Genomic DNA, 20,745 nt, shown 5'->3' on the forward strand with positions numbered 1-20,745 from the left:
TTAAGTTTATAGAATAAGTATATTTATGATTTTAAAAAAATTTAATTATAACGTGAAAAGTGATATAATACTACATGAAGTATGTTTAGGAATCAAACTAAAATGGAGGTAAATATGAAAAATTCCATTAAAATTTTTAAAACAGATATGAAGAATCTAATTAAAAATCCTATAGCTCTAATAATAGTGATAGGATTATGCTTCATACCATCGTTATATGCATGGGTAAATATAAAAGCTTGTTGGAACCCTTATGAAAATACTAGTACAGTTCCAATTGCTATAGTAAATAATGATAAGGGAACGACTCTAGATGGCAAAAAATTAAATGTTGGAGACGATGTCATAAGTGAACTTAAGAAAAATAAGGACATTGGATGGAAATTCGTTGACTCTAAAAAGGGTAATATGGGTGTATTAGATGGAAGCTATTATGCAATGATAGAAATACCTAGCGATTTTTCAAAGGACTTAACTAGTGTTACAAGTGGAAAACCTATAAAGCCAACCATTATTTATAAAGTAAACACTAAATCAAATCCAGTAGCAGGTAAAATAACAGAGGTTGCTGAGGAAACACTTGTAAATGAGATTAATTCAAATTTTATAGCCACTGTAAATAAAACTTTATTCTCTTCATTAAATACATATGGAAAAGATATTGAAGATAGTAAAGATAAAATATTAGAATTAAAAAAAGCTGTGATAGGTTTAGATGAACACATGGATATTATTAATTTTATACTTGATAGTGTCAATAATAATTCTGAGAACTTAGCTACATATTTAAAAAGTATACAAAGTACACTGCCACAAGTTACAGGTGGGCTAGATGCAGTATCTAATAATAATATGAATACAAGTAAAAACATAGAAAACATAAAAGATAATTTAAATAGCTCATTTAATGGTATTAAATCAACTTTAAACCAGATTAATAATGAAAATAATCAGACAAAGGATATAGTAAATAGTATTAGTCATAATTCTGGTAATATTTCAAAAGCAGATGTTGCATCAGCGATATCGCAGATAAATAATCAAATTAATAGTACTAAAAACCAAATAGATTCAGTTATTAAATATTTAGAAGAATTTAATGAAGTTAAATCTAATAAAAATATAAATAAATTAATTAATGAATTAAATATAATAAAAGATGAATTAAGTAAACAGCAAGAAAACATAGGGAATCTTAAAAATCAACTAAATGGATCAATAGAATCTATGAAAGATACATTAAACTCTATAAATTTAACTGCAAGTAATTTATCAAGTAATGTAAATAATGCAATAAATTCCTATGATTCTAAGGTTAGACCAGCACTAAACAATACTGCGGATAGTTTAGTAAATGCAGCTAAAAATGCAGCTACATTAGTAGATAGCTCAAAGGGATTAGTTCAAGCTTTAAATGATATGCTAGGGTATGTATCTAAAGGAAGTAGTTTAACTGCAGAAATGTCTAAGGATTTAGACTCTAAATTAAACCAATTTAAAGATACTATACATATATTAAGTACAGAATTAAAAAAAGTTAGTGATAATGATTTAAATTCTATAATATCAATACTTCAAAGTAAGCCACAACTTATGGGAAATTATATATCTAATCCATTTAATTTAAAATCAGAACCAATATATCCTATTGAAAATTATGGATCTGGTATGGCACCTATATATACAACACTTTCACTATGGGTTGGAGGATTAGTACTTACATCACTTCTTACAACTGAAGTGGATAAATTTAAAGAATTAAGTATAAAAGAAAAATACATTGGAAAAATGATTACATTTGTATTTTTAGCAATGATACAAGGTTTTATAGTAGGTCTTGGAGATAAATTTGTACTTGGCGTTCAAACTGAAAATCTAGGACTATTTATATTTACTACAGTACTTTCATCAGCAGCATTTGCAATTATTTTATATACATTGGTTTCTCTATTTGGGAATATAGGAAAAGCAATAGGTATAGTGCTTATGGTTATACAAATTGCTGGATCTGGAGGAACTTATCCTATACAAGTAGACCCTTTAATATTTAGAATAATGCAACCATTTTTCCCATTTACATATACACTAAGCAACTTAAGAGAAGCTATAGCAGGTCCACTTTTAAGTACAGTTATGTTTAATGTGTCTATACTTATAGTGTTTGGAGTAGTAACTATACTCATAGGATATTTACTTAAAGAAAAGCTTAATAAATCAGTTAGAAAATTTGAGAAAGAATTTAAAGAATCTGGTTTATCAGAATAATTATAGAGGTGAACATATGAAAAAGATTTTTGAAATTTATTTAAGAGATTTAAAAAATATATTAACTATTAAGTCAGCCTTTATAATAATCGGAGGGCTTTGTTTGATACCATCGTTATATGCGTGGGTTAATATAGAGGCTTGCTGGAATCCTTATTCAAACACGGGAAATATTCCAGTAGCTATAGTAAATCAAGATGAGGGAACTTCCGTTGATGGAAAGTTTATAAATGTAGGTGATGAAATAGTTAAAGAGCTTAAAAAGAATAAAGACATAGGGTGGCAGTTTGTAGATGAGTGGCAAGGAAATTATCAGTTAAATGAAGGAAAATTTTATGCATTAATTGAAATACCACCTGATTTTTCTAAAGATTTGTCAACACTTACAACGAAAGACCCTCAAAAGCCAAATATTATATATAAGGCTAATGAAAAAGTTAATGCAATAGCTACTAAAATAACAGATGTTGCTAAAAATAAGTTAGTAGAAGAAATAAAAGCTAATTTTGTTGATACTTTAAATAAAGAAGCTTTTTCATTTTTATCAACATTAGGAGTTAAGTTAGAAGACAATAAACCGCAGATAATAGAATTAAAAAATGCTTTAGATAGTACATATAATAATTTAGAGAAAATAAATAATTATGTAAAAGAAGCAAATTCTCATGCAAATACACTTAAAAAGTATTTAAATAATACAAAAGGAAATCTTCCTCAGATAAAAAAAGAAATAAATAGTCTTCAAGATGTAGTAAAAAATAGTAAAAATTTAGTATTAGTTACAAAGGATAGTGTGAATAATGCATCAGAAAATATGAATAATAATATGAATACTATAAATAATATAAATACTAAATTACAAAATGAAATTGATAATTTAAAAAATATAAATGATGGTTCTTCAATTGAAAATGTAGAAAATACGATAGAGTCGGTATTAAAATTGATATCAACTATGGAAAATACGATAGATAAAGTTATAAGTGATCTTGAAAATATAAATAGCAAACATGAAAGTTCTAAGACACAAAATATAATAGATTCACTTAATACTTTAAAAACTATACTTTCTTCAGAAAAAGATAAATTAAGTGAGTTAAAATCAGTAATTGAAAGTGGTGGAACTAAAGAACAAATAGATGAACAACTTAATTCTTTATCAGAATTAGAAAATTCATTTAACAATAAGTTAAATTTAACAAATACTATATTTACTTCTGATGTATCTAATGTTTTAGATAGTGTAGGAGATGCTATGATTTCTAGCTCTTCTGATATAAACAACATATTAGAAAGTATAAATGTTATAATACCTCAAATAGATGCACTTTCTACTTATGGAATATCAAGTAGTGATGTTTTTGTAAAACAAGCAGGTAATATATCAAAAGAACTTAATAAGTTTGAAGATGATTTAGATAAGTTAGTAGAAAAAACTAAGATATTAACAGATAAAAATTTAGACAAGTTAATTTCAATATTAGATAAAAATTCAAAAGAGATAGCATCTTTTATATCATCACCTGTTAATGTTAAGACAGAAGAGTTATATAAGGCAGGTATATTTGGAGTCGCTTTAATGCCATTTTATTCAGTACTTGCAATATGGGTAGGAGCACTTTTATCTACATCACTACTTACAACAGAGTGTGAAGAATTAGCGGGAGAAAAAACTAATTTAGTTCAAAAACATTTTGGTAAAATGCTTACATTTATGACAGTATCATTAATACAGTCTTTAATAATTGCAACAGGTAATATATTTATATTTGATAAGCCTGTTAGTATACCTTTAATGTATTTATTTACTATAGTATCTTCTATACTATTTACTACAATTATATTTACATTAGTTTCTTTATTTGGGAACTTAGGTAAAGCTATAGCTATAGTTATTATGGTCTTCCAAATAGCAGGTTCTGGAGGGATATATCCTATACAAACTAACCCTAAGATATTTGAAATATTACAACCATATTGGCCATTTACTTATGCTATAGATGGATTTAGAGAAGCTATAGCAGGACCTAGCATGAGTGCTGTATATTATGATTTATCTATGTTAGCAATATTCTTTGTAATATTTATATCATTAGTCATATTTAAGAAAACTTTCCATAATATAACTGAATTTATGAATGATAAGTTTAAGGAGTCTGGTTTATAGTTATAAATAATGGTAATTATTTAACAAATAAATATTGAATAGCATTTCCATGACTAGTAAAATAATAATCATAATAAACATTAAGGAAGTGACAATATGAACAAGGATTATTATTGCCCATACTGTAAATCTAAATTAGATGTACTAGATGGATGAGGTACTATTAATTATTATTGCATGGAGTGCAATATGCTTATATCTAGAAAGAAGATATTGACTAAAGAAGAATTAGAGAATATTGATATAGAAAATAAAAATACCTAAAGGAATAATTCCTTTAGGTATTTTTATTAACATTACTATTAGTTATTATCTATTTCTCTTCTTGGGATAGTATATTGAATAGCATTTTCAATTTGCTCTAAATATCTTTCATCTTTTGGGGCAACAAATAGACAAGTATAACCTTTTTCACCAGCTCTACCAGTTCTACCAATACGATGTATGTAGTCTTCTGAAGTTTCTGGTATATCATAGTTATATACATGAGTAACACCAGTAACATCAATACCTCTAGATGCAACATCAGTAGCTATAAGATATTGTATATCTGCATTTCTAAAAGATTTCATAATTCTTTCACGTTTTGATTGAGGGATGTCGCTGTGAAGTTTAGCACAATTATACCCTCTTTGACAAAGTGCTTCATCTAAAGCATCTGCTCTTCTTTTGGTTCTACAGAAGATTATAGCTAAAAAAGGATTATCTTTATCAAGTACAGAACATAGTGCATCTTGTTTTCTTCTATCTGTAGTTTCTACAACTTCTTGATTTATATTTTCAAGTGTTATTTCTTCTTTTTCTATAGATACAACAACAGGATCAGTCATATATCTATAAGCTAATTTTTTAACTTGTGAGTTCATAGTAGCGGAGAAACACAATGTTTGACGCTTTTTAGGAACTTCCTTTAATATAGCTTCAACTTCATTTTTAAATCCCATAAATAACATTTGGTCAGCTTCATCTAGTACAAAAGTTTTTAACTTACTAAGATTTACAGTTTTTCTATCTAAGTGATCTAAAAGTCTTCCTGGTGTAGCTACTATAAGGTGTATATTTCCCTTTAACTTTTTTAATTGACCTGCTATATCTTTTCCACCATAAGCTGATAATACATTTATATTCTTACCTTTTGAAAGTTCAATGGCTTGTTCAGTTATTTGAATAGCTAGCTCTCTTGTTGGTGACAATATAAGTGCTTGAACATAATTAGCGTTTGGATTAATATTTTCAAATATAGGAAGTAAAAATGCTAGAGTTTTTCCCGTACCAGTTTGAGCTTCTGCTATAACATCTTTTCCAGACTTTATAAATCCAATACTTTCTTTTTGTATAGGTGTAGGAGAGTTAATTCCCCTATTTTTTAGTACATTTACTAAATCTTTACTAATTCCAAGTTCTTCAAAATTCATTATATTACCTCTTAATATCTTTATAATTTGAGCAACGGATTTGACCGAAATAGTTTGCCAACACGTTGCTTAAAGCATTAGTGAACGTTATATCGTTGCGACATAGAAATAGTTATCCTGAATATCGCTTAAACGAAGTAAACTTTTTATTTATATTTTCCGTATTAATAAATAATATCATATAGTTATAATTAATACTAATAATATTATTTATTAATATAAAATATTAATGTTAGTTTTATATATTAATGGGTATTAAATAAATGTTAGTATTTATAAATATACAGAAGATTTTATAAATTATAATTAAAGTTGATTTATTTAGATTATAGAAATATACTATAAGTATAAAATAAAATATTTGCTAGGGGTGCCGAAAGGCTGAGAGACGAAACGTTAACCCTTGTACCTGATCTGGATAATACCAGCGTAGGAAAGCTTGATAATATATTATTATATTATATATTAAATTAGAAATTAAGGCTATATTCCAATGTTGGGGTATAGCTTTTTAATTGCAAAAATATATGATATTGAAGTTAATTGAGGAGATAACAAGCTTTAGCAAATTAAATATTTAATAAATAAAAGGGAGAAGATCATATGAAAAACTACAAAATACCTACACTGACAATAGCAGGTTCAGACTCGTCTGGTGGAGCAGGTGTACAAGCTGATTTAAAAACATTTAGTGCAATAGGAACTTATGGGATGAGTGTTATAACAGCTATAACAGCCCAAAATACTAAAGGTGTATTTATGGTAGAAGATTTAAGCAAAGAGATAATTAAAAAACAAATAGAAGTTGTATTTGATGATATACGTCCAAAATCTTTAAAAATAGGTATGGTATCTAGTGAAGAAATAATAAAAGAAATAGCAAAAACTCTAGATAAATACAAACCAGAAAATCTAGTTATTGATCCGGTAATGATATCAAAGAGTGGATATTCACTACTTAAGCCAGAAGCTAAGCAAAGTATGATAGAGTATCTTATACCAATGGCCTACATAATAACACCAAATACACCAGAAGCAGAAGAAATAACAGGTATTAAAATAGACAATGTTGAGGATATGAAATTAGCAGGTCAAAAAATATTAGAATTAGGTCCGAAGTTTGTACTTATGAAGGGGGGACACTTAGACGGTGATGCTGTAGATATACTTATAGGCAAAGATATATTTAAAGTATATAAGAGTGAAAGGCTATATAGAAAAAATACGCATGGAACAGGATGTACACTATCTTCAGCAATAGCTGCACACTTAGCATTAGGATATGATATATGTGAAAGCGTAAAAAGAAGTAAGGAGTATATAACAAACGCAATAAGATATAGTTTTGATATAGGAAGTGGAGTAGGACCTGTTCATCATTTCTATGAAATAGAAAATAAGAAAATATAGTATTGGGGTAGAGAATATGTATAGTTTAATAAATAAAGTTAAAGAAATTAATCCATTAGTACTTCATTATACTAATGAAGTAACTATAAATGATTGTGCTAATATAACATTGGCACTAGGAGCGAGTCCTTTAATGAGTTTTTCATATGAAGAAGTAGAAGAGATTGTTCAGGTAGCAAGTGCAGTGGTTATAAATATAGGTACTATGAAATCTTCTAACTTAGAATTATTTTTACAAGCAGGTAAAATGGCCAATAAGTACAATAAACCTGTTGTACTTGACCCAGTAGGAGTATTTGCTACAAAAACTAGGGCAAATTTTGTAAAAAGATTATTAAATGAAGTAAGATTTACTGCAATAAAAGGAAATGTAGCTGAGATTAAATATATAGGTGGATTTGATGTTAAAGGCAAGGGTGTTGACTCTTTTGATGATGACAAAAATATTGATGAAGCTATAAAAAAGATTGCTAACAAATTAGAATGTGTAGTTTGTGCAACTGGAAAAGTAGATAGTGTAACTGATGGAAATAGAATAATTAAAATATATAATGGAACACCTAAGTTAAAGTATATAACTGGTACAGGGTGTATGTGTGCTAGCTTAATGGGATCATATCTTGGGAGTAGTGATAAAACTTTAGAGGCTATCTCTATGGGGATAATGACGATGAGTTTATGCGGACAGCTAGCTGATAAAGAAAATATATCTATAGGAGACTTCAAAGTTGAGCTTATGAATAATATATATGACCTAGATGAAGAAAAGCTAAATAAATTTGGAAAGGTTGAGGTTATATAATGAAATTTACAGATTATTTATTTGAAGAAGTTAAAAATATATGGCAAGAATACTTAGAACATCCATTTATAAAAGAACTAGGAGAAGGTACTTTACCTAAAGAGAAATTTAAAAATTATTTAGTACAAGATTATTTATACCTTAAAGAATTTGGTAAAGTATTTGCAATGTGCTTAATAAAGTCAAAGACTATAGAGGAAATAAACTTTTTCAGTAGAGCCATAAGTGCATCGATAGAATATGAAACAGCAGTACATGTTAGTTATATGAACAAATTAGGAGTACCACCAAAAATAGCAGAAACATGTAAATATGAAATAACAACAGATAATTATACTAGTTATATGCAAGCTATAGCCTTAAAAGGAAATTTAAGAGAAATTGTAATCTCTACAATGCCTTGTAACTGGAGCTATAATTATATAGGACACTATCTACTAGATAATTACAAAGAGACATTAGAAGGAAATTACTACAAAGAATGGATAGATATGTACTCTGAAGGAAAATTTGACGAGAATCTAAGGGAGTGGTTAGATTATGTTAACTATTTATGTAGAGATATAAGTAATGAAGAAAGAGAAAACTTAAAAGAAATATTTATAAAATCAAGTTTACATGAATTAGAATTTTGGAATATGGCCTATAAAGAAACTAAGGAGGGAGACTTATGTCTAGTTTAAATAATATATTAGGAATAGTTATATTAATCGTTAGTATAGGATGGTTTTGCTTGTATCTAAAAGATATGAAAAATAGAAAATTAAGCACAAAAGAAATAGTACTAATCGGTATGTTTTCAGCAATGTCTTATATACTTTCTATGATTCAATTTATAAAATATCCTCAAGGCGGGGGAATAACTTTATTTTCAATGTTACCTACAATGCTACTTGCTATACTTTACGGTAAAGAAGTTGGGATAACTGCAGGTTTAGTTTTTGCTTTAATAAAGTTAATAAGTGGACCAACAATAATACATCCAGCTCAGTTTTTATTAGATTATATACTTCCAATGATGGTACTAGGGTTAGCAGGAATATTTGGAAGAGATAAAAAATTTAATATATTTGCAGGATGCATATTAGCAACTAGCCTTAGTGTTTTAATGTATATAATATCAGGAGTATTATATTTTGCACAATATGCACCTAAAGGAATGAATCCTATAGTATATTCATGTGTATATAATATATCAAGTGCAGGTGTAGAAGGATTATTAACTAGCATATTAATATTATTTATACCTATAAAGAGGTTTAGTAAGGTTTTAAATATATCAATTAGCCAATAAATACTAAAAAATTAATATAGGAGATAAAGATGAGAGAAAAATTAAAATTATATTTAGTTACAGACTCAGATATTTTAAAAGGTAGAGATTTTTATGAGTCTATAGAAGAAGCATTAAAAGCAGGCGTAAAAACAGTTCAATTAAGAGAGAAAAAAGCATCAGGAAAAGAATTTTTAGAAAAAGCTTATAAATTAAGAGAACTTACAAAAAAATATAATGCAATTTTTATAATAAATGATAGAGTAGATATAGCAATGTTAGTAGGTGCAGACGGTGTTCATATAGGACAAAGTGATATACCATGTAGTGAAGTTAGACATTTAATAGGGAATGATAAGATAATTGGGGTATCTACTCAAAATTTAGAATTATCACTTAAGGCAAAAAATGATGGTGCAGATTATATAGGTGTAGGATCAATGTTTACTACAACTACTAAATTGGATGCAAAACATGTGAGTATAGAAGAATTAAGAAGTATAAAAGAAAATATAGATATACCAATAGTATGTATTGGTGGTATAAATCTATCTAATATATCTGCTTTAAAAAATGAAAATATAGATGGATATGCAATAGTATCAGAGATATTAAAATATGATGATATATATGGTCAAACTAAAAAATTTATGGATGTTATATAATATAAAAAAAGAAGATGCTTTTAAAAGTATCTTCTTTTTTATTATAAATTAAACTCTAAAAAGGTAATACAATTCAAGGAAATTGCCTAAAAGTGTAGAATACTTATTAAGGGTTATATTTGGGGGAGATAAGAATGAAAGAGTTTTTTAATAATTTGAGTGATAGTATATTTATATTAGATAAAGATTTTAATATAATATTTTGTAACAATAAGTTATTAGAGTATATAAATGAAAAAGACATTAATTCCTTAAACATAGATATAAGTAGTAAAGTAAAAATAGAAAAATTAGAGTTTAAAAACTACTTCGATATAGGTATAAAACTAAATACATCAAATGGAGAATTTGAATTAAGCACTAATATAACTAAAACGAAAGATAATGGTACATATATATTAGTAAGAGATATAACTGACAATAATATAGATAATATGGTAATTAATATAGATAACAATAGAAAAAGGGAGTTTAAAAATTCAGAGAAATTAATATATGATATGAGTGCTATCTTAGATGAAATAAAAAAAGACAGCGATATATATAAAATCTTAGAAAATATAGATTTAGAAGGTACTATAATTAACTTTATAGATGAAATAAAAAAAGTAGAATTTATAAAAAAGGATTTGGAGGTATTCTTAAGTATATCTGCAGATGTAATAGGAGCTATAGATAGAAATGCTTACATTAAACTTTTTACAAAAGAATGTAATAAAATAACAGGATTTAATGAAGAAGAATTAACATCAACTAGTATAATAGATAAAATATATGATGATCATAAAGAAGAATTTTTAAATATCTTAAGTTTAAAGGATGGAAATGTAAAGGTAATAGAAAATAAAATGATATGTAAATATAATAGCTATAAATGGCTGAGATGGCACTTAAAATATATAAAAGAAAGAGATATCATAGCATTTTCTGTAAGAGATATAGATAAAGAAAAAGAAGATGTAGAAGCTAGGCAAAAATTAGAGCAAAATATATATTTAGAGTCAATGAAAAATGAATTTTTCGCAAATATATCCCATGAATTTAAGACACCGCTTAATATTATGCTTGGAATAATACAGTTAATAGATATTAATATAGTAAAAGAAAATATAAAATTTAATGATAAGATAGATTTAGAAAATTATATTAAATTATTTAAGCAAAACCTATATAGGATACTAAGATTGGTAAATAATATCATAGATATAACAAAAATAGATGCAGGATATTATGAATTAGAGCTTGGAAACTATAATATAGTAAATGTAGTAGAAGAGATAAGTTTATCTGTAACTCCTTATGCTAAAAATAAACAAATTGATTTGGTATTTGATACAAACTGTGAGGAAATGATACTTGCATTTGATCCAGAAAAAATAGAAAGAATACTTTTAAATTTATTATCTAATTCTATTAAACATACAAGTATTAATGGATGTATTTATGTGAATGTAGAAAGCAAAGGAGATAGAGTGTATATATCTGTTTGTGATAATGGAGAAGGTATAGATAGTAATAAATTACAAAGTATATTTGAAAGATTTACACAGGTAAAGAGTAATATAGCAAGTAGTTATGAAGGTAGTGGAATAGGTTTATCACTAGTTAAATCTTTAGTAAATCTTCATGGCGGAGATATAAGTGTAAAAAGTGAGGTAGGAAAAGGTAGTAAGTTTGAATTTTATTTACCAAGCAAGTTAGTAAAAAGCAAAACAAATATAAAGAAATTTATATCAGAAAATAGTAAGATTGAAATGTGTAATATAGAATTTTCTGATATATATAGATAAAAGCATCCATATGGATGCTTTTATTTTTTAGTATTTTATTTATTTACTTCTTTTTTAGGGATTGTAGCTATTTTAAATTTAATTGCTATCAAAAATAGTGAAACAATAGGATTTATTAAGTTTAAGAATGCATATGGAAGATAGGCAAAAGTACTAACTCCTAATGTACCATAGATGTAAGCTCCACATGTATTCCAAGGAACTAAGGCAGAACTCATAGTCCCACTATCTTCAAGCGCTCTTGATAGCATTTTAGGATGAAGACCTCTTTTTGCGTATTCATCTTTAAACATTCTTCCAGGTATAACTATAGATAAATACTGTTCACCAGCTACTGTATTAGTCATTACACATGTAACCATAGTTGAAAAAACAACTCCAAATGTACCTTTTGCAAATTTAAGTAAAGCTGAAGCTAAAGCCTCTAACATACCAGTTTTTTCAAGTATTCCACCTAAAGCTAGAGCAGATATTGTTAAAGAAACAGTACTCATCATATTCATTAATCCGCCTTTAGATAATAATTCATCAACTTCTGCAACACCAGTATTAGAAACAAAACCAGTATGAGCTGCACTTATTATATCTCCAACTGATGCACCTTGAAATACTATAGCAAATACAAATCCTAAAATAGCACCAAATATAAGCCCAGGTATAGCAGGAACTTTAAATATTACCAGACCAATAACCACTATTGGAGGTATAAATAATATAGGTGATAGAGTATTAAATGAACTAGCCAAAGTATCTCTTATTAAATTAATATTAGACATGTCTAATTCTTGTCCTCCATATCTCATACCTATTATACTGTAAAGTACAAGGCATATTAAAAGAGAAGGTATAGTTGAATAAAGCATATAATTTATATGTTCAAATAAAGTAGCACCAGCCATAGCAGGAGCTAAGTTTGTTGTATCTGATAGAGGAGAAAGTTTATCTCCAAAATAAGCACCTGATATTATTGCTCCTGCAACTATAGGTGCTGGAATTTGAAGACCTTGCCCAATACCTAAAAGAGCAACTCCAACAGTTCCCATAGTACTCCATGATGAACCAGTAGCTAAAGAAACTATACCACAGATAATAGTAGTAGCTGCTAAGAATATTCCTGGAGATAAGATTTTTAATCCCCAATAAATCATAGATGGAACAACACCACTAATTATCCAAGTTCCAATAAGCACACCTATTATCATTATGATAAGAATAGCCTGCATGGCCATTTTTATAGAAGAAAACATGCTTTCCTCTAATTCGCTCCACTCAAATCCAAGTCTGTAAACAGCTACTAAGCCAGCGACTATAGCTCCACCGATTAAAGGAACATGAGGAGAAGCTCCGTATTTAAATATAGATATACCTAGAAATAAAGCTAAACATACAATTGGTATTAATGCATCAACTAAGGTAGCTTGCTTTTTTTCTCTTTTACTCATAAAATAAAAGTCCCCCTTAGAAATTTATAATTTTCACTAGAAGTAAATAAAAATATGATTACAATTAAATAAAGCAAATAATATGCCAGATGTATATGATAATAAATAAAAAAGTATTATATATGTAATTAATTAGAAAATTATCTAAAAATTAAAAAAATTATAAAAATATAAAACGCATTATTGCAAAAAAATAAGCAACTATGCAAAAAAATTTGCTGAAAAGCAAAAATTACTATTTAGATTGGTTAAACTAATTAAAACGATAAATCAGGAGAAAGATATGAATGATTTAATTCTTACGTTGCTTAATTTAAAATACATAGGAAATAAAACAATAGAATACATACTACATATTAGCAAAAGTACAAAACATAATGAAAAAGAGATTTTACATTTACTGGAAGAGGCAAATTTGAAAGGTAAAACAAAACGAATATATACGTTAGATGATATAAAAATAGCTATTAATAAAACATATAAAATTAAAGAATCTTGTATAAAACAAAATATAAAAATTGTAAGCATACTAGAAAGTAGCTATCCTGAAAAGTTAAGACACATAAATGATAGACCATTATTACTTTTTTATAAAGGAAATTATAGTGCTATGACAAATAATAAATCAATAGCTATAATAGGAAGTAGAAAAGCTAGTGTAAAAGGGCTAAAGTCATCTTACAATATGGCCTATTTACTAGGGAAAGATGGATATAGTATTATAAGTGGACTAGCTAAAGGTTGTGATGAACAAGCACATAAAGGTTGCTTAGATGCATTTGGAAGTACAGTAGCGGTTTTACCATGTCCTTTAGATAATATATATCCTAAAAGTAATGTAAAGTTAGCAAATGATATAGTAGATAATAAAGGGTGCTTAGTAAGCGAATATCCATTAGGAAGTAATATACATAAAAGCAATTTTATAAGAAGGAATAGACTTCAAAGTGGATTAAGCAATGCTTTAATAGTATGTGAGACAAATGAAAATTCTGGTACAAATCATACCATTAATTTTTGCATAAATCAAAATAGGATTTTATCTTGTATAAATATTAAGCGAAATGTAGAGATTATAGATAATAAAAATTGTATAGTTATAAATGATGAATGTGATATAAATAAGCTTAAAGAAAAAATAGAAAATGGTAATAAAAATTATATAGATAATGGTAAGCAACTAGTATTTAAATTATAAAAGTTATCTAAATAAAAACTAGAGAGGGCGTTTACCTCTCTAGTTATATTAAAGAAAAATTACTATAGTCTATCAAGACCTTGTTTTAAATCTGCTATTATATCATCACAATCCTCTAATCCAACAGATATTCTAATTAATCCATCTGAAATTCCTGCTGCAGCTCTTTCTTCTGGAGTATATGGAGAATGAGTCATTGAAGCTGGATGTTGAATTAATGTTTCACAGTCCCCTAAACTAACAGCAAGAGTGCATAATTCTAAAGAATTTAATAATTTCTTACCTGCTTCTAATCCACCCTTAACTTCAAAGGCTATCATACCACCAGGCATATCCATTTGTTTTTTAGCTAGTTCATATTGAGGGAAGCTTTTAAGTCCTGGATAATTTACTTTTATAACATTTTCATGAGTTTCTAAAAATTCTGCAACTTTCATAGCATTTTGAGTATGTCTATCCATTCTAATTTGTAAAGTTTTCATACCTCTAAGTATTAAATAAGCATCGAAAGGGCTTAAAACAGCACCAGTCATATCTTTAACTCCAAATAATCTTACTTGATTTATAAAGTCTTGTTTACCAACTACAAAACCAGCTATAACATCTCCGTGACCGTTTAAGTATTTAGTAGCTGAATGAACAACTACATCTGCACCTAATTCTAGAGGTCTTTGTATGTATGGAGTACAGAATGTATTATCTACTATGACTATACAATTTTCAACTTCATGTGCAATATTAGATATAGTTTCAATATCCATTATCTTTAAATCTGGATTTGCTGGAGTTTCTAAATAAACAACTCTAGTATTTTCTCTCATAGCAGATTTAACTTCATCTATATTAGATGCATCTACGAAAGTTACATCTACACCATATCTACTTATACCATGATTTAGTAATGCAAATGTACAACCGTATAATGTTTTTGAAGCAACAACATGATCTCCTGCTTTTAAAGCAGTCCAAAGAGCAGAACTTATAGCACCTATTCCAGAAGCTGTTGACATACAAGCTTCTCCATTTTCAAGTAAAGCCATTTTCTCTTCTAATTGAGAATTTGTAGGATTTCCTAATCTAGAATATATGTATCCACCTTCTTCAAGAGCAAATCTTCTACCACCTTGTTCAGCACTATCAAATACAAAAGTTGATGTTTGGAATATTGGTGTAGTTAAAGCACCAGATACTGGATCTTTATGATGTCCTCCGTGAATAGCTTTTGTAGCAAATTTTTTCCCTCTTAAGTTTTCCATAGTAATTCCCTCCTAAATTTGATTAAATAGTAGTGTCTTACAATTTTCTTGAAAACGTTTTGTTAAGTTTTCAACATCAATATAACACTAAAAAAAATTTTTGTAAACAATATGGAATAAAATAGTAAGATTTCTATAATTTAAAATATTTAGATATAATGAAAATTAAAGAAATTAGATACCATTATTTGATAAATTAAAAACCATTAGTATAAAATAGTTGGATACAAAATTGTAAATTTTATCATGTGGTTTTTTACAAATAAGTGCTATATAATTAAATGTAGAACAATTATAGACAATAAAAGACAGAACGGGGGAATTTTTTATGCCGAAAAAGAACAATATAAACTTTGGTTCTAAGAAAAAAGGTCGCGTTGATGTTAAAAAAGTAGCATTAGTTTCAGTAGCATCAATAGTCATAATATTTGGAGGCTATAAGTTAGTCGGAGCGACAGCATCATTTATAGCTGAACAAAAGCAAGAAAAAATTGAAATGCAAAAAAAGGCTGAGGCAGAAAGATTAGCAGCTGAGAAGAAGCGTAAAGAAGAAGAAGAAGCTAAAAAGAGAATGGTCGGAGTTAATCATGAAGGTAAAAAATATACTTATGATGCATTAAAAGTGGCTGACAAATTAAAGAAATACGATTATAGCAACAATGGAGAAAAAGTAGTATTTTTAACTTTTGATGATGGAACATCAACAACAGTTACTCCACAAATATTAAAAATATTAGATGAGTACGGAGTTAAAGCAACATTTTTCTTAACAGGAGAAAATATTGAACGTGGCGGATCAAAAGCTAAAGAACTTATAAAAGAAGAATTTGATAAGGGTCATGCAATAGCTAATCACTCTTATAGCCATGATTATAAAATACTTTATCCTAATAGAGTTTTAAATTTAGATAATTTTAAAGGTGACTTTGCAAAAACTGATAAGATATTAAAGGATACTTTAGGTCCAAACTTCTCAACAAGAGTTATAAGATGTCCAGGTGGACATATGTCATGGAAAGGTATGGAACCATTAGATCAGTATTTAAACGAAAATAAAATGGCATCTATAGACTGGAATGCTTTAAGTGGAGATGCAGAAGGTGGAAGAAAAACTCCAGCTCAATTAGTAGAATATGCTAAAAAGACAGCACAAGGTAAAGAAATGGTAGTTGTATTAATGCATGATACATATGGAAAAGAAGCTACTGCAAAAGCATTACCTCAAATAATAGAATATTTCAAATCAAATGGATATGAATTTAAAACATTATCTTAATTTTATAAAAAGCCTACAGGTATTTATTACCTTGTAGGCTTTTTTATTATGTTAAAATTAGCATCTGAATAATTAAAATTATTGGAACTCCTATTTTAAACTTGTTTTTTTGCGTTTTATGGTGGAATCTATACATTCCAATTAATATACCTAAACTGCCACCTACTAATGATAGCATCATAAGAGTATTTTCGCTTATTCTATATTCATGATTTATGGCCTTTTTCTTATCTATATACATTGAATAAAAAGAAGCTATATTTATAATTAACATATAAAATAAAAATAAATTTTCCATATATAATCCTTTCTTTTTAATTAAAATATTAATAATCGTAAATGAATATAATAACTTATATACTATAAAAATATATTATACATTAGTATAATATTAACATAGAATAAATAAAAAGGAAGTGTAAAACATGACTAAAATAAAAGATGTAACCACATTAGTTAAAACTAAATTTGTAGGACTTTATGATGTTGAATATGAAAATAAAAATAATGACATAAGACACTGGATGGTAGCATCAAGAAAAGATGAAAATAATCTAAAGGAAATATATATAAACGATAAAGAAGATAAAATAGATGCAGTAGTAATAGCAGCATATCATAAAAGCGAAAAGAAGTTAGTACTTATAAAACAATTTAGAGTACCTATAAATAGTTATATATATGAACTTCCAGCAGGACTTGTGGATAATGAAGAGGGTATAGAAAAAGCGGTAAAAAGAGAATTAAAAGAGGAAACAGGTCTAGAACTTATAAGTATAAATAATATAAATAGTAATGATAAATTATATTTATCTCCAGGAATGACTGATGAATCAGTAGCATTTGTATATTGTTTATGTGATGGCAATTTAAGTAAAGAATTTTTAGAAGAAGATGAAGATATAGAAGCATTTTTAGTATCAAAGGAAGAAGCTAAAGAAATAATAAACGGAAGAGAAAAAATAGATATAAAATCATATCTACTACTTCAAATGTTTATAAACTTAGGTGAAAAACTATTTCATTAATTATATTATATAATTACTAAATATATATATATGATAACCGTATTATTTAATGTACGGTTTTTTATATATAAGTAAGTAGGGAGATTTAGTATGAATGTTAACCAAATAGTTATGATAGAGCTTTTAAATGCTATAAGCAAATCTAATTCAAAAAATAAAGCTTGTACAAACAATAATTCAAATGTATTTGATTTTGTATTACAAAGTACATTTAATAGTATACTTAATGATAGTCCAACATGTAGCTGTAGTTGTAGCTGTAGTAATGAGAATCAAAATAAACTTAATGGTTTAGATACACTTTTAAGTAATGTTAACGTAAGTAAAGTTAATAATAGTAGTAATATAAATAATGATCAAAAAAGTAATAATAAGATGAATGATGCAATAAAATTGCTAGAAAGCCAAATAGGAAAGCCATATGTATGGGGGGCAACAGGACCAAAATCTTTTGATTGTTCTGGGCTAGTTCAATATGTTTATAAAAATGCACTAGGTAAAGATATACCTCGAGTATCCTATGAACAAAGTAAGTTTGGCAAAGCTATTGACAAAAAGGATTTACAAGTCGGAGATTTAATATTTTTCGATACTATGAATAAAGGCAGAGTTAGTCATGTGGGAATGTATGTAGGAAATGGTGAATTTATACATGCATCTAATCCAAAAGATGGAGTTAAAAAATCTAAACTAACAGGTTATTACGAAAAACACTATAGAGGAGCCAGAAGACCATAGAATTAATTACCTATAAAATAAGTTAAGATGTATCATAAGTTTATGATATAGCTTAACTTATTTTATAGGCAGATATTCTTAAGATTAAGTAAGTGATTTTTTTTATAGTATAAATATATATATTTATGGAATTTATATTTATATATTATAAAATAATAGAAATAAATACTAAAATATAAGGAGCAAATTATGATTAATGAAAATATACTATCTACAATAGGAAATACTCCTATGATAAAACTTAACAATATAGGTAATAAAAATATATATGTAAAACTAGAAAAATACAACCCAGGAGGAAGTATAAAAGATAGAGCTGTTTTAAATATGATAAAAGGGCTAGAAGAAAGAAATATATTAAAAAATGGAAGTGTATTGGTAGAAGCTACAAGTGGGAATACAGGTATAGCTCTATCAATGGTAGGAGCTTTAAAAGGATACGAAGTTATAATAGTAATGCCAGACACTATGAGTGAAGAAAGAAGGACACTTATGAAATGTTATGGTGCCAAATTAATATTAACAGATGGCAAGCTAGGTATGGATGGTGCTATAAATAAAGCTAAAGAGTTAATAGAAAATAATGAAAACTATATAAGTTTAAATCAATTTGAAAATGAAGATAATCCATATGCTCATTACAATACAACAGCAGTTGAAATATTAAATGATGTTAAAGATATAGACATTTTTGTTTGTGGTGTAGGGACAGGAGGAACATTGACAGGAATAGGAAGATACCTAAAAGAAAAAAATAAAGACATTAAGGTGGTAGCATTAGAGCCAAAAAGTTCACCTGTAATATCTAAAAATATTAAAGGACCTCATAAAATTCAAGGTATAGGAGCAGGATTTATACCTAAAAATTATGACGATAGTATAGTAGATGAGGTTATTACAGTAAGTGATGAAGAGGCCTATGAAGGAGTAAGATTAATGGCTAAAAAAGAAGGGATATTAGTAGGAATATCATCAGGTGCAAATGTTTATGGTGCACTAGAATTATCAAAGAGATTTCCTAATAAGAAAATAGTTACAGTATCACCAGATGGGTTAGATAAATATATGTCTTTGAATATATTTAATTAAATCATAGAGGGATGATTATATGTTTGAGAAAATTAAAGCAGATATTGAGTATATAATGGAGAATGATCCAGCAGCAAGAAGCAAAACAGAGGTATTTTTACTTTATCCATCTATACATGCAAGGATAGGGCATAGTATTTCTCATTTTTTATATAGACATAAGAGATTTTTTTTAGCAAGGTTAGTATCACAAATCTCAAGATTTTTAACAGGTATAGAAATACATCCTGGGGCTAAATTAGGTGGAGGAATACTTATAGATCATGGTATGGGGGTAGTTATTGGAGAAACTGCTGAGGTTGGAAGTAGAGTAACTATATATCATGGAACAACTTTAGGTGGAACAGGAAAAGAAAAGGGAAAAAGACATCCAACTGTTGGTGATAATGTAATAATTGGGGCAGGAGCCAAAGTTTTAGGTCCTATCAATATAGGATCAAATTCAAAAATAGGATCAAATGCAGTTGTTTTAAAAGATGTACCAAATGGAGCTACAGTTGTTGGAATACCTGGTAAAGTTGTGAAGATAAGATAATCTCAAAAAGTAACATAATATATCTAAAACATGTTATTATATATTATAAAGTTAAAAATTAAGGATGGATGATTTTATGCATTTTACATATATAATAAGATGTAGAGATAATTCTTTATATACAGGATACACAACTGATGTAATAAGACGTATGAAAGAACACGAAAAAGGTATAAATTCTAAATACACAAGATCAAGAGGTTTTTTAAAACTAGAAGTATGTTTTGTAAGTGATACGAAAAGTAAAGCTATGAAATTAGAAAGTTATATAAAAAAACTTTCTAGAAATAAAAAGCTTTGGCTAATAGAAAATAATGAAGAGTTTGTAAATGAATTAGAAGATAAAGAAGAATATAAAATATATAAAGAGGAAGCTTTAAAATAATCAAGCTTCCT

Annotated in this window: 19 protein-coding genes and 1 riboswitch; of the genes, 15 read left to right on the forward strand and 4 right to left on the reverse strand. The window is 27.4% G+C overall.

Annotated elements, in window-relative coordinates:
• Positions 1-114 precede the first annotated feature (114 nt).
• Both ABCP60_RS01685 and ABCP60_RS01690 read left to right on the forward strand, forming a co-directional pair.
• On the forward strand, positions 115-2,265 hold the full coding sequence (locus ABCP60_RS01685; RefSeq protein ID WP_343101074.1) for a YhgE/Pip domain-containing protein: 2,151 nt from the start codon (positions 115-117) through the stop codon (positions 2,263-2,265).
• A gap of 16 nt (positions 2,266-2,281) precedes the next feature.
• The gene (locus ABCP60_RS01690) at positions 2,282-4,432 is read left to right on the forward strand and encodes a YhgE/Pip domain-containing protein (protein WP_166505056.1); all 2,151 of its coding nucleotides are present in this window, start codon (positions 2,282-2,284) and stop codon (positions 4,430-4,432) included.
• Between the two features lie 302 nt (positions 4,433-4,734).
• Here ABCP60_RS01690 and ABCP60_RS01695 read toward each other — a convergent pair whose 3' ends face one another.
• On the reverse strand, positions 4,735-5,847 hold the full coding sequence (locus tag ABCP60_RS01695; protein ID WP_195580921.1) for a DEAD/DEAH box helicase: 1,113 nt from the start codon (positions 5,845-5,847) through the stop codon (positions 4,735-4,737).
• 356 nt (positions 5,848-6,203) lie between these two features.
• Positions 6,204-6,300: riboswitch (TPP riboswitch) on the forward strand.
• A gap of 150 nt (positions 6,301-6,450) precedes the next feature.
• Here ABCP60_RS01695 and thiD point away from each other — a divergent pair.
• The 6 genes from thiD (at position 6,451) to ABCP60_RS01725 (ending at position 11,787) form a co-directional block, all read left to right on the forward strand.
• Positions 6,451-7,257, forward strand: a complete 807-nt coding sequence (gene thiD, locus ABCP60_RS01700; RefSeq protein WP_092926731.1) for a bifunctional hydroxymethylpyrimidine kinase/phosphomethylpyrimidine kinase — start codon at positions 6,451-6,453, stop codon at positions 7,255-7,257.
• A 16-nt stretch (positions 7,258-7,273) separates the two neighbouring features.
• Positions 7,274-8,059, forward strand: a complete 786-nt coding sequence (gene thiM, locus ABCP60_RS01705) for a hydroxyethylthiazole kinase (RefSeq protein WP_195236924.1) — start codon at positions 7,274-7,276, stop codon at positions 8,057-8,059.
• Complete coding sequence (tenA, locus tag ABCP60_RS01710; RefSeq protein ID WP_343101075.1) at positions 8,059-8,742, forward strand: thiaminase II; 684 nt, start codon at positions 8,059-8,061, stop codon at positions 8,740-8,742. Before thiM ends, tenA begins: the two co-directional genes overlap by 1 nt.
• Positions 8,730-9,353 (forward strand): energy-coupled thiamine transporter ThiT, encoded by a 624-nt coding sequence (gene thiT / locus ABCP60_RS01715; RefSeq protein WP_343101076.1) that lies wholly within the window; start codon positions 8,730-8,732, stop codon positions 9,351-9,353. Before tenA ends, thiT begins: the two co-directional genes overlap by 13 nt.
• Before the next feature lie 29 nt (positions 9,354-9,382).
• Positions 9,383-9,997: a thiamine phosphate synthase gene (gene thiE / locus ABCP60_RS01720; protein WP_092926723.1), complete on the forward strand. Its 615-nt coding sequence runs from the start codon at positions 9,383-9,385 to the stop codon at positions 9,995-9,997.
• A gap of 134 nt (positions 9,998-10,131) precedes the next feature.
• Positions 10,132-11,787, forward strand: a complete 1,656-nt coding sequence (locus ABCP60_RS01725) for a PAS domain-containing sensor histidine kinase (protein ID WP_343101077.1) — start codon at positions 10,132-10,134, stop codon at positions 11,785-11,787.
• 35 nt (positions 11,788-11,822) lie between these two features.
• Here ABCP60_RS01725 and nhaC read toward each other — a convergent pair whose 3' ends face one another.
• A complete protein-coding gene (nhaC, locus tag ABCP60_RS01730; RefSeq protein WP_092926719.1) occupies positions 11,823-13,229 on the reverse strand; it encodes a Na+/H+ antiporter NhaC in 1,407 nt (468 codons plus the stop codon).
• Between the two features lie 283 nt (positions 13,230-13,512).
• On the opposite strand from nhaC, the gene ABCP60_RS01735 reads away from it, so the two are divergent.
• The gene (locus ABCP60_RS01735; RefSeq protein ID WP_166505062.1) at positions 13,513-14,427 is read left to right on the forward strand and encodes a DNA-processing protein DprA; all 915 of its coding nucleotides are present in this window, start codon (positions 13,513-13,515) and stop codon (positions 14,425-14,427) included.
• A gap of 62 nt (positions 14,428-14,489) precedes the next feature.
• Here the strand turns inward: ABCP60_RS01735 and megL are convergent, their stop codons facing one another.
• Complete coding sequence (gene megL, locus ABCP60_RS01740; RefSeq protein ID WP_092926715.1) at positions 14,490-15,683, reverse strand: methionine gamma-lyase; 1,194 nt, start codon at positions 15,681-15,683, stop codon at positions 14,490-14,492.
• 328 nt (positions 15,684-16,011) lie between these two features.
• On the opposite strand from megL, the gene ABCP60_RS01745 reads away from it, so the two are divergent.
• Positions 16,012-16,959, forward strand: a complete 948-nt coding sequence (locus ABCP60_RS01745; RefSeq protein WP_092926713.1) for a polysaccharide deacetylase family protein — start codon at positions 16,012-16,014, stop codon at positions 16,957-16,959.
• A 46-nt stretch (positions 16,960-17,005) separates the two neighbouring features.
• Here the strand turns inward: ABCP60_RS01745 and ABCP60_RS01750 are convergent, their stop codons facing one another.
• Positions 17,006-17,257 (reverse strand): DUF1294 domain-containing protein, encoded by a 252-nt coding sequence (locus ABCP60_RS01750; protein WP_092926711.1) that lies wholly within the window; start codon positions 17,255-17,257, stop codon positions 17,006-17,008.
• Between the two features lie 127 nt (positions 17,258-17,384).
• Between ABCP60_RS01750 and ABCP60_RS01755 the strand changes: the two genes are divergently transcribed.
• The 5 genes from ABCP60_RS01755 (at position 17,385) to ABCP60_RS01775 (ending at position 20,734) form a co-directional block, all read left to right on the forward strand.
• Positions 17,385-17,987 (forward strand): NUDIX hydrolase, encoded by a 603-nt coding sequence (locus ABCP60_RS01755; RefSeq protein WP_092926709.1) that lies wholly within the window; start codon positions 17,385-17,387, stop codon positions 17,985-17,987.
• A gap of 90 nt (positions 17,988-18,077) precedes the next feature.
• On the forward strand, positions 18,078-18,725 hold the full coding sequence (locus tag ABCP60_RS01760; protein ID WP_343101078.1) for a C40 family peptidase: 648 nt from the start codon (positions 18,078-18,080) through the stop codon (positions 18,723-18,725).
• Positions 18,726-18,914: 189 nt separating this feature from the next.
• Positions 18,915-19,814, forward strand: coding sequence for a cysteine synthase A (gene cysK, locus ABCP60_RS01765; RefSeq protein ID WP_092926705.1), 900 nt, complete (start codon positions 18,915-18,917; stop codon positions 19,812-19,814).
• A gap of 19 nt (positions 19,815-19,833) precedes the next feature.
• Positions 19,834-20,349, forward strand: coding sequence for a serine O-acetyltransferase EpsC (epsC, locus tag ABCP60_RS01770; RefSeq protein WP_092926703.1), 516 nt, complete (start codon positions 19,834-19,836; stop codon positions 20,347-20,349).
• Positions 20,350-20,425: 76 nt separating this feature from the next.
• Positions 20,426-20,734, forward strand: a complete 309-nt coding sequence (locus ABCP60_RS01775; protein ID WP_092926701.1) for a GIY-YIG nuclease family protein — start codon at positions 20,426-20,428, stop codon at positions 20,732-20,734.
• The last annotated feature ends 11 nt before the right edge of the window (positions 20,735-20,745 follow it).

Origin of the sequence: Romboutsia sp. MSSM.1001216sp_RTP31141st1_G3_RTP31141_220114, from assembly GCF_039031195.1 — a bacterium.
Taxonomy (GTDB): Bacteria; Bacillota; Clostridia; order Peptostreptococcales; family Peptostreptococcaceae; genus Romboutsia_C; species Romboutsia_C hominis.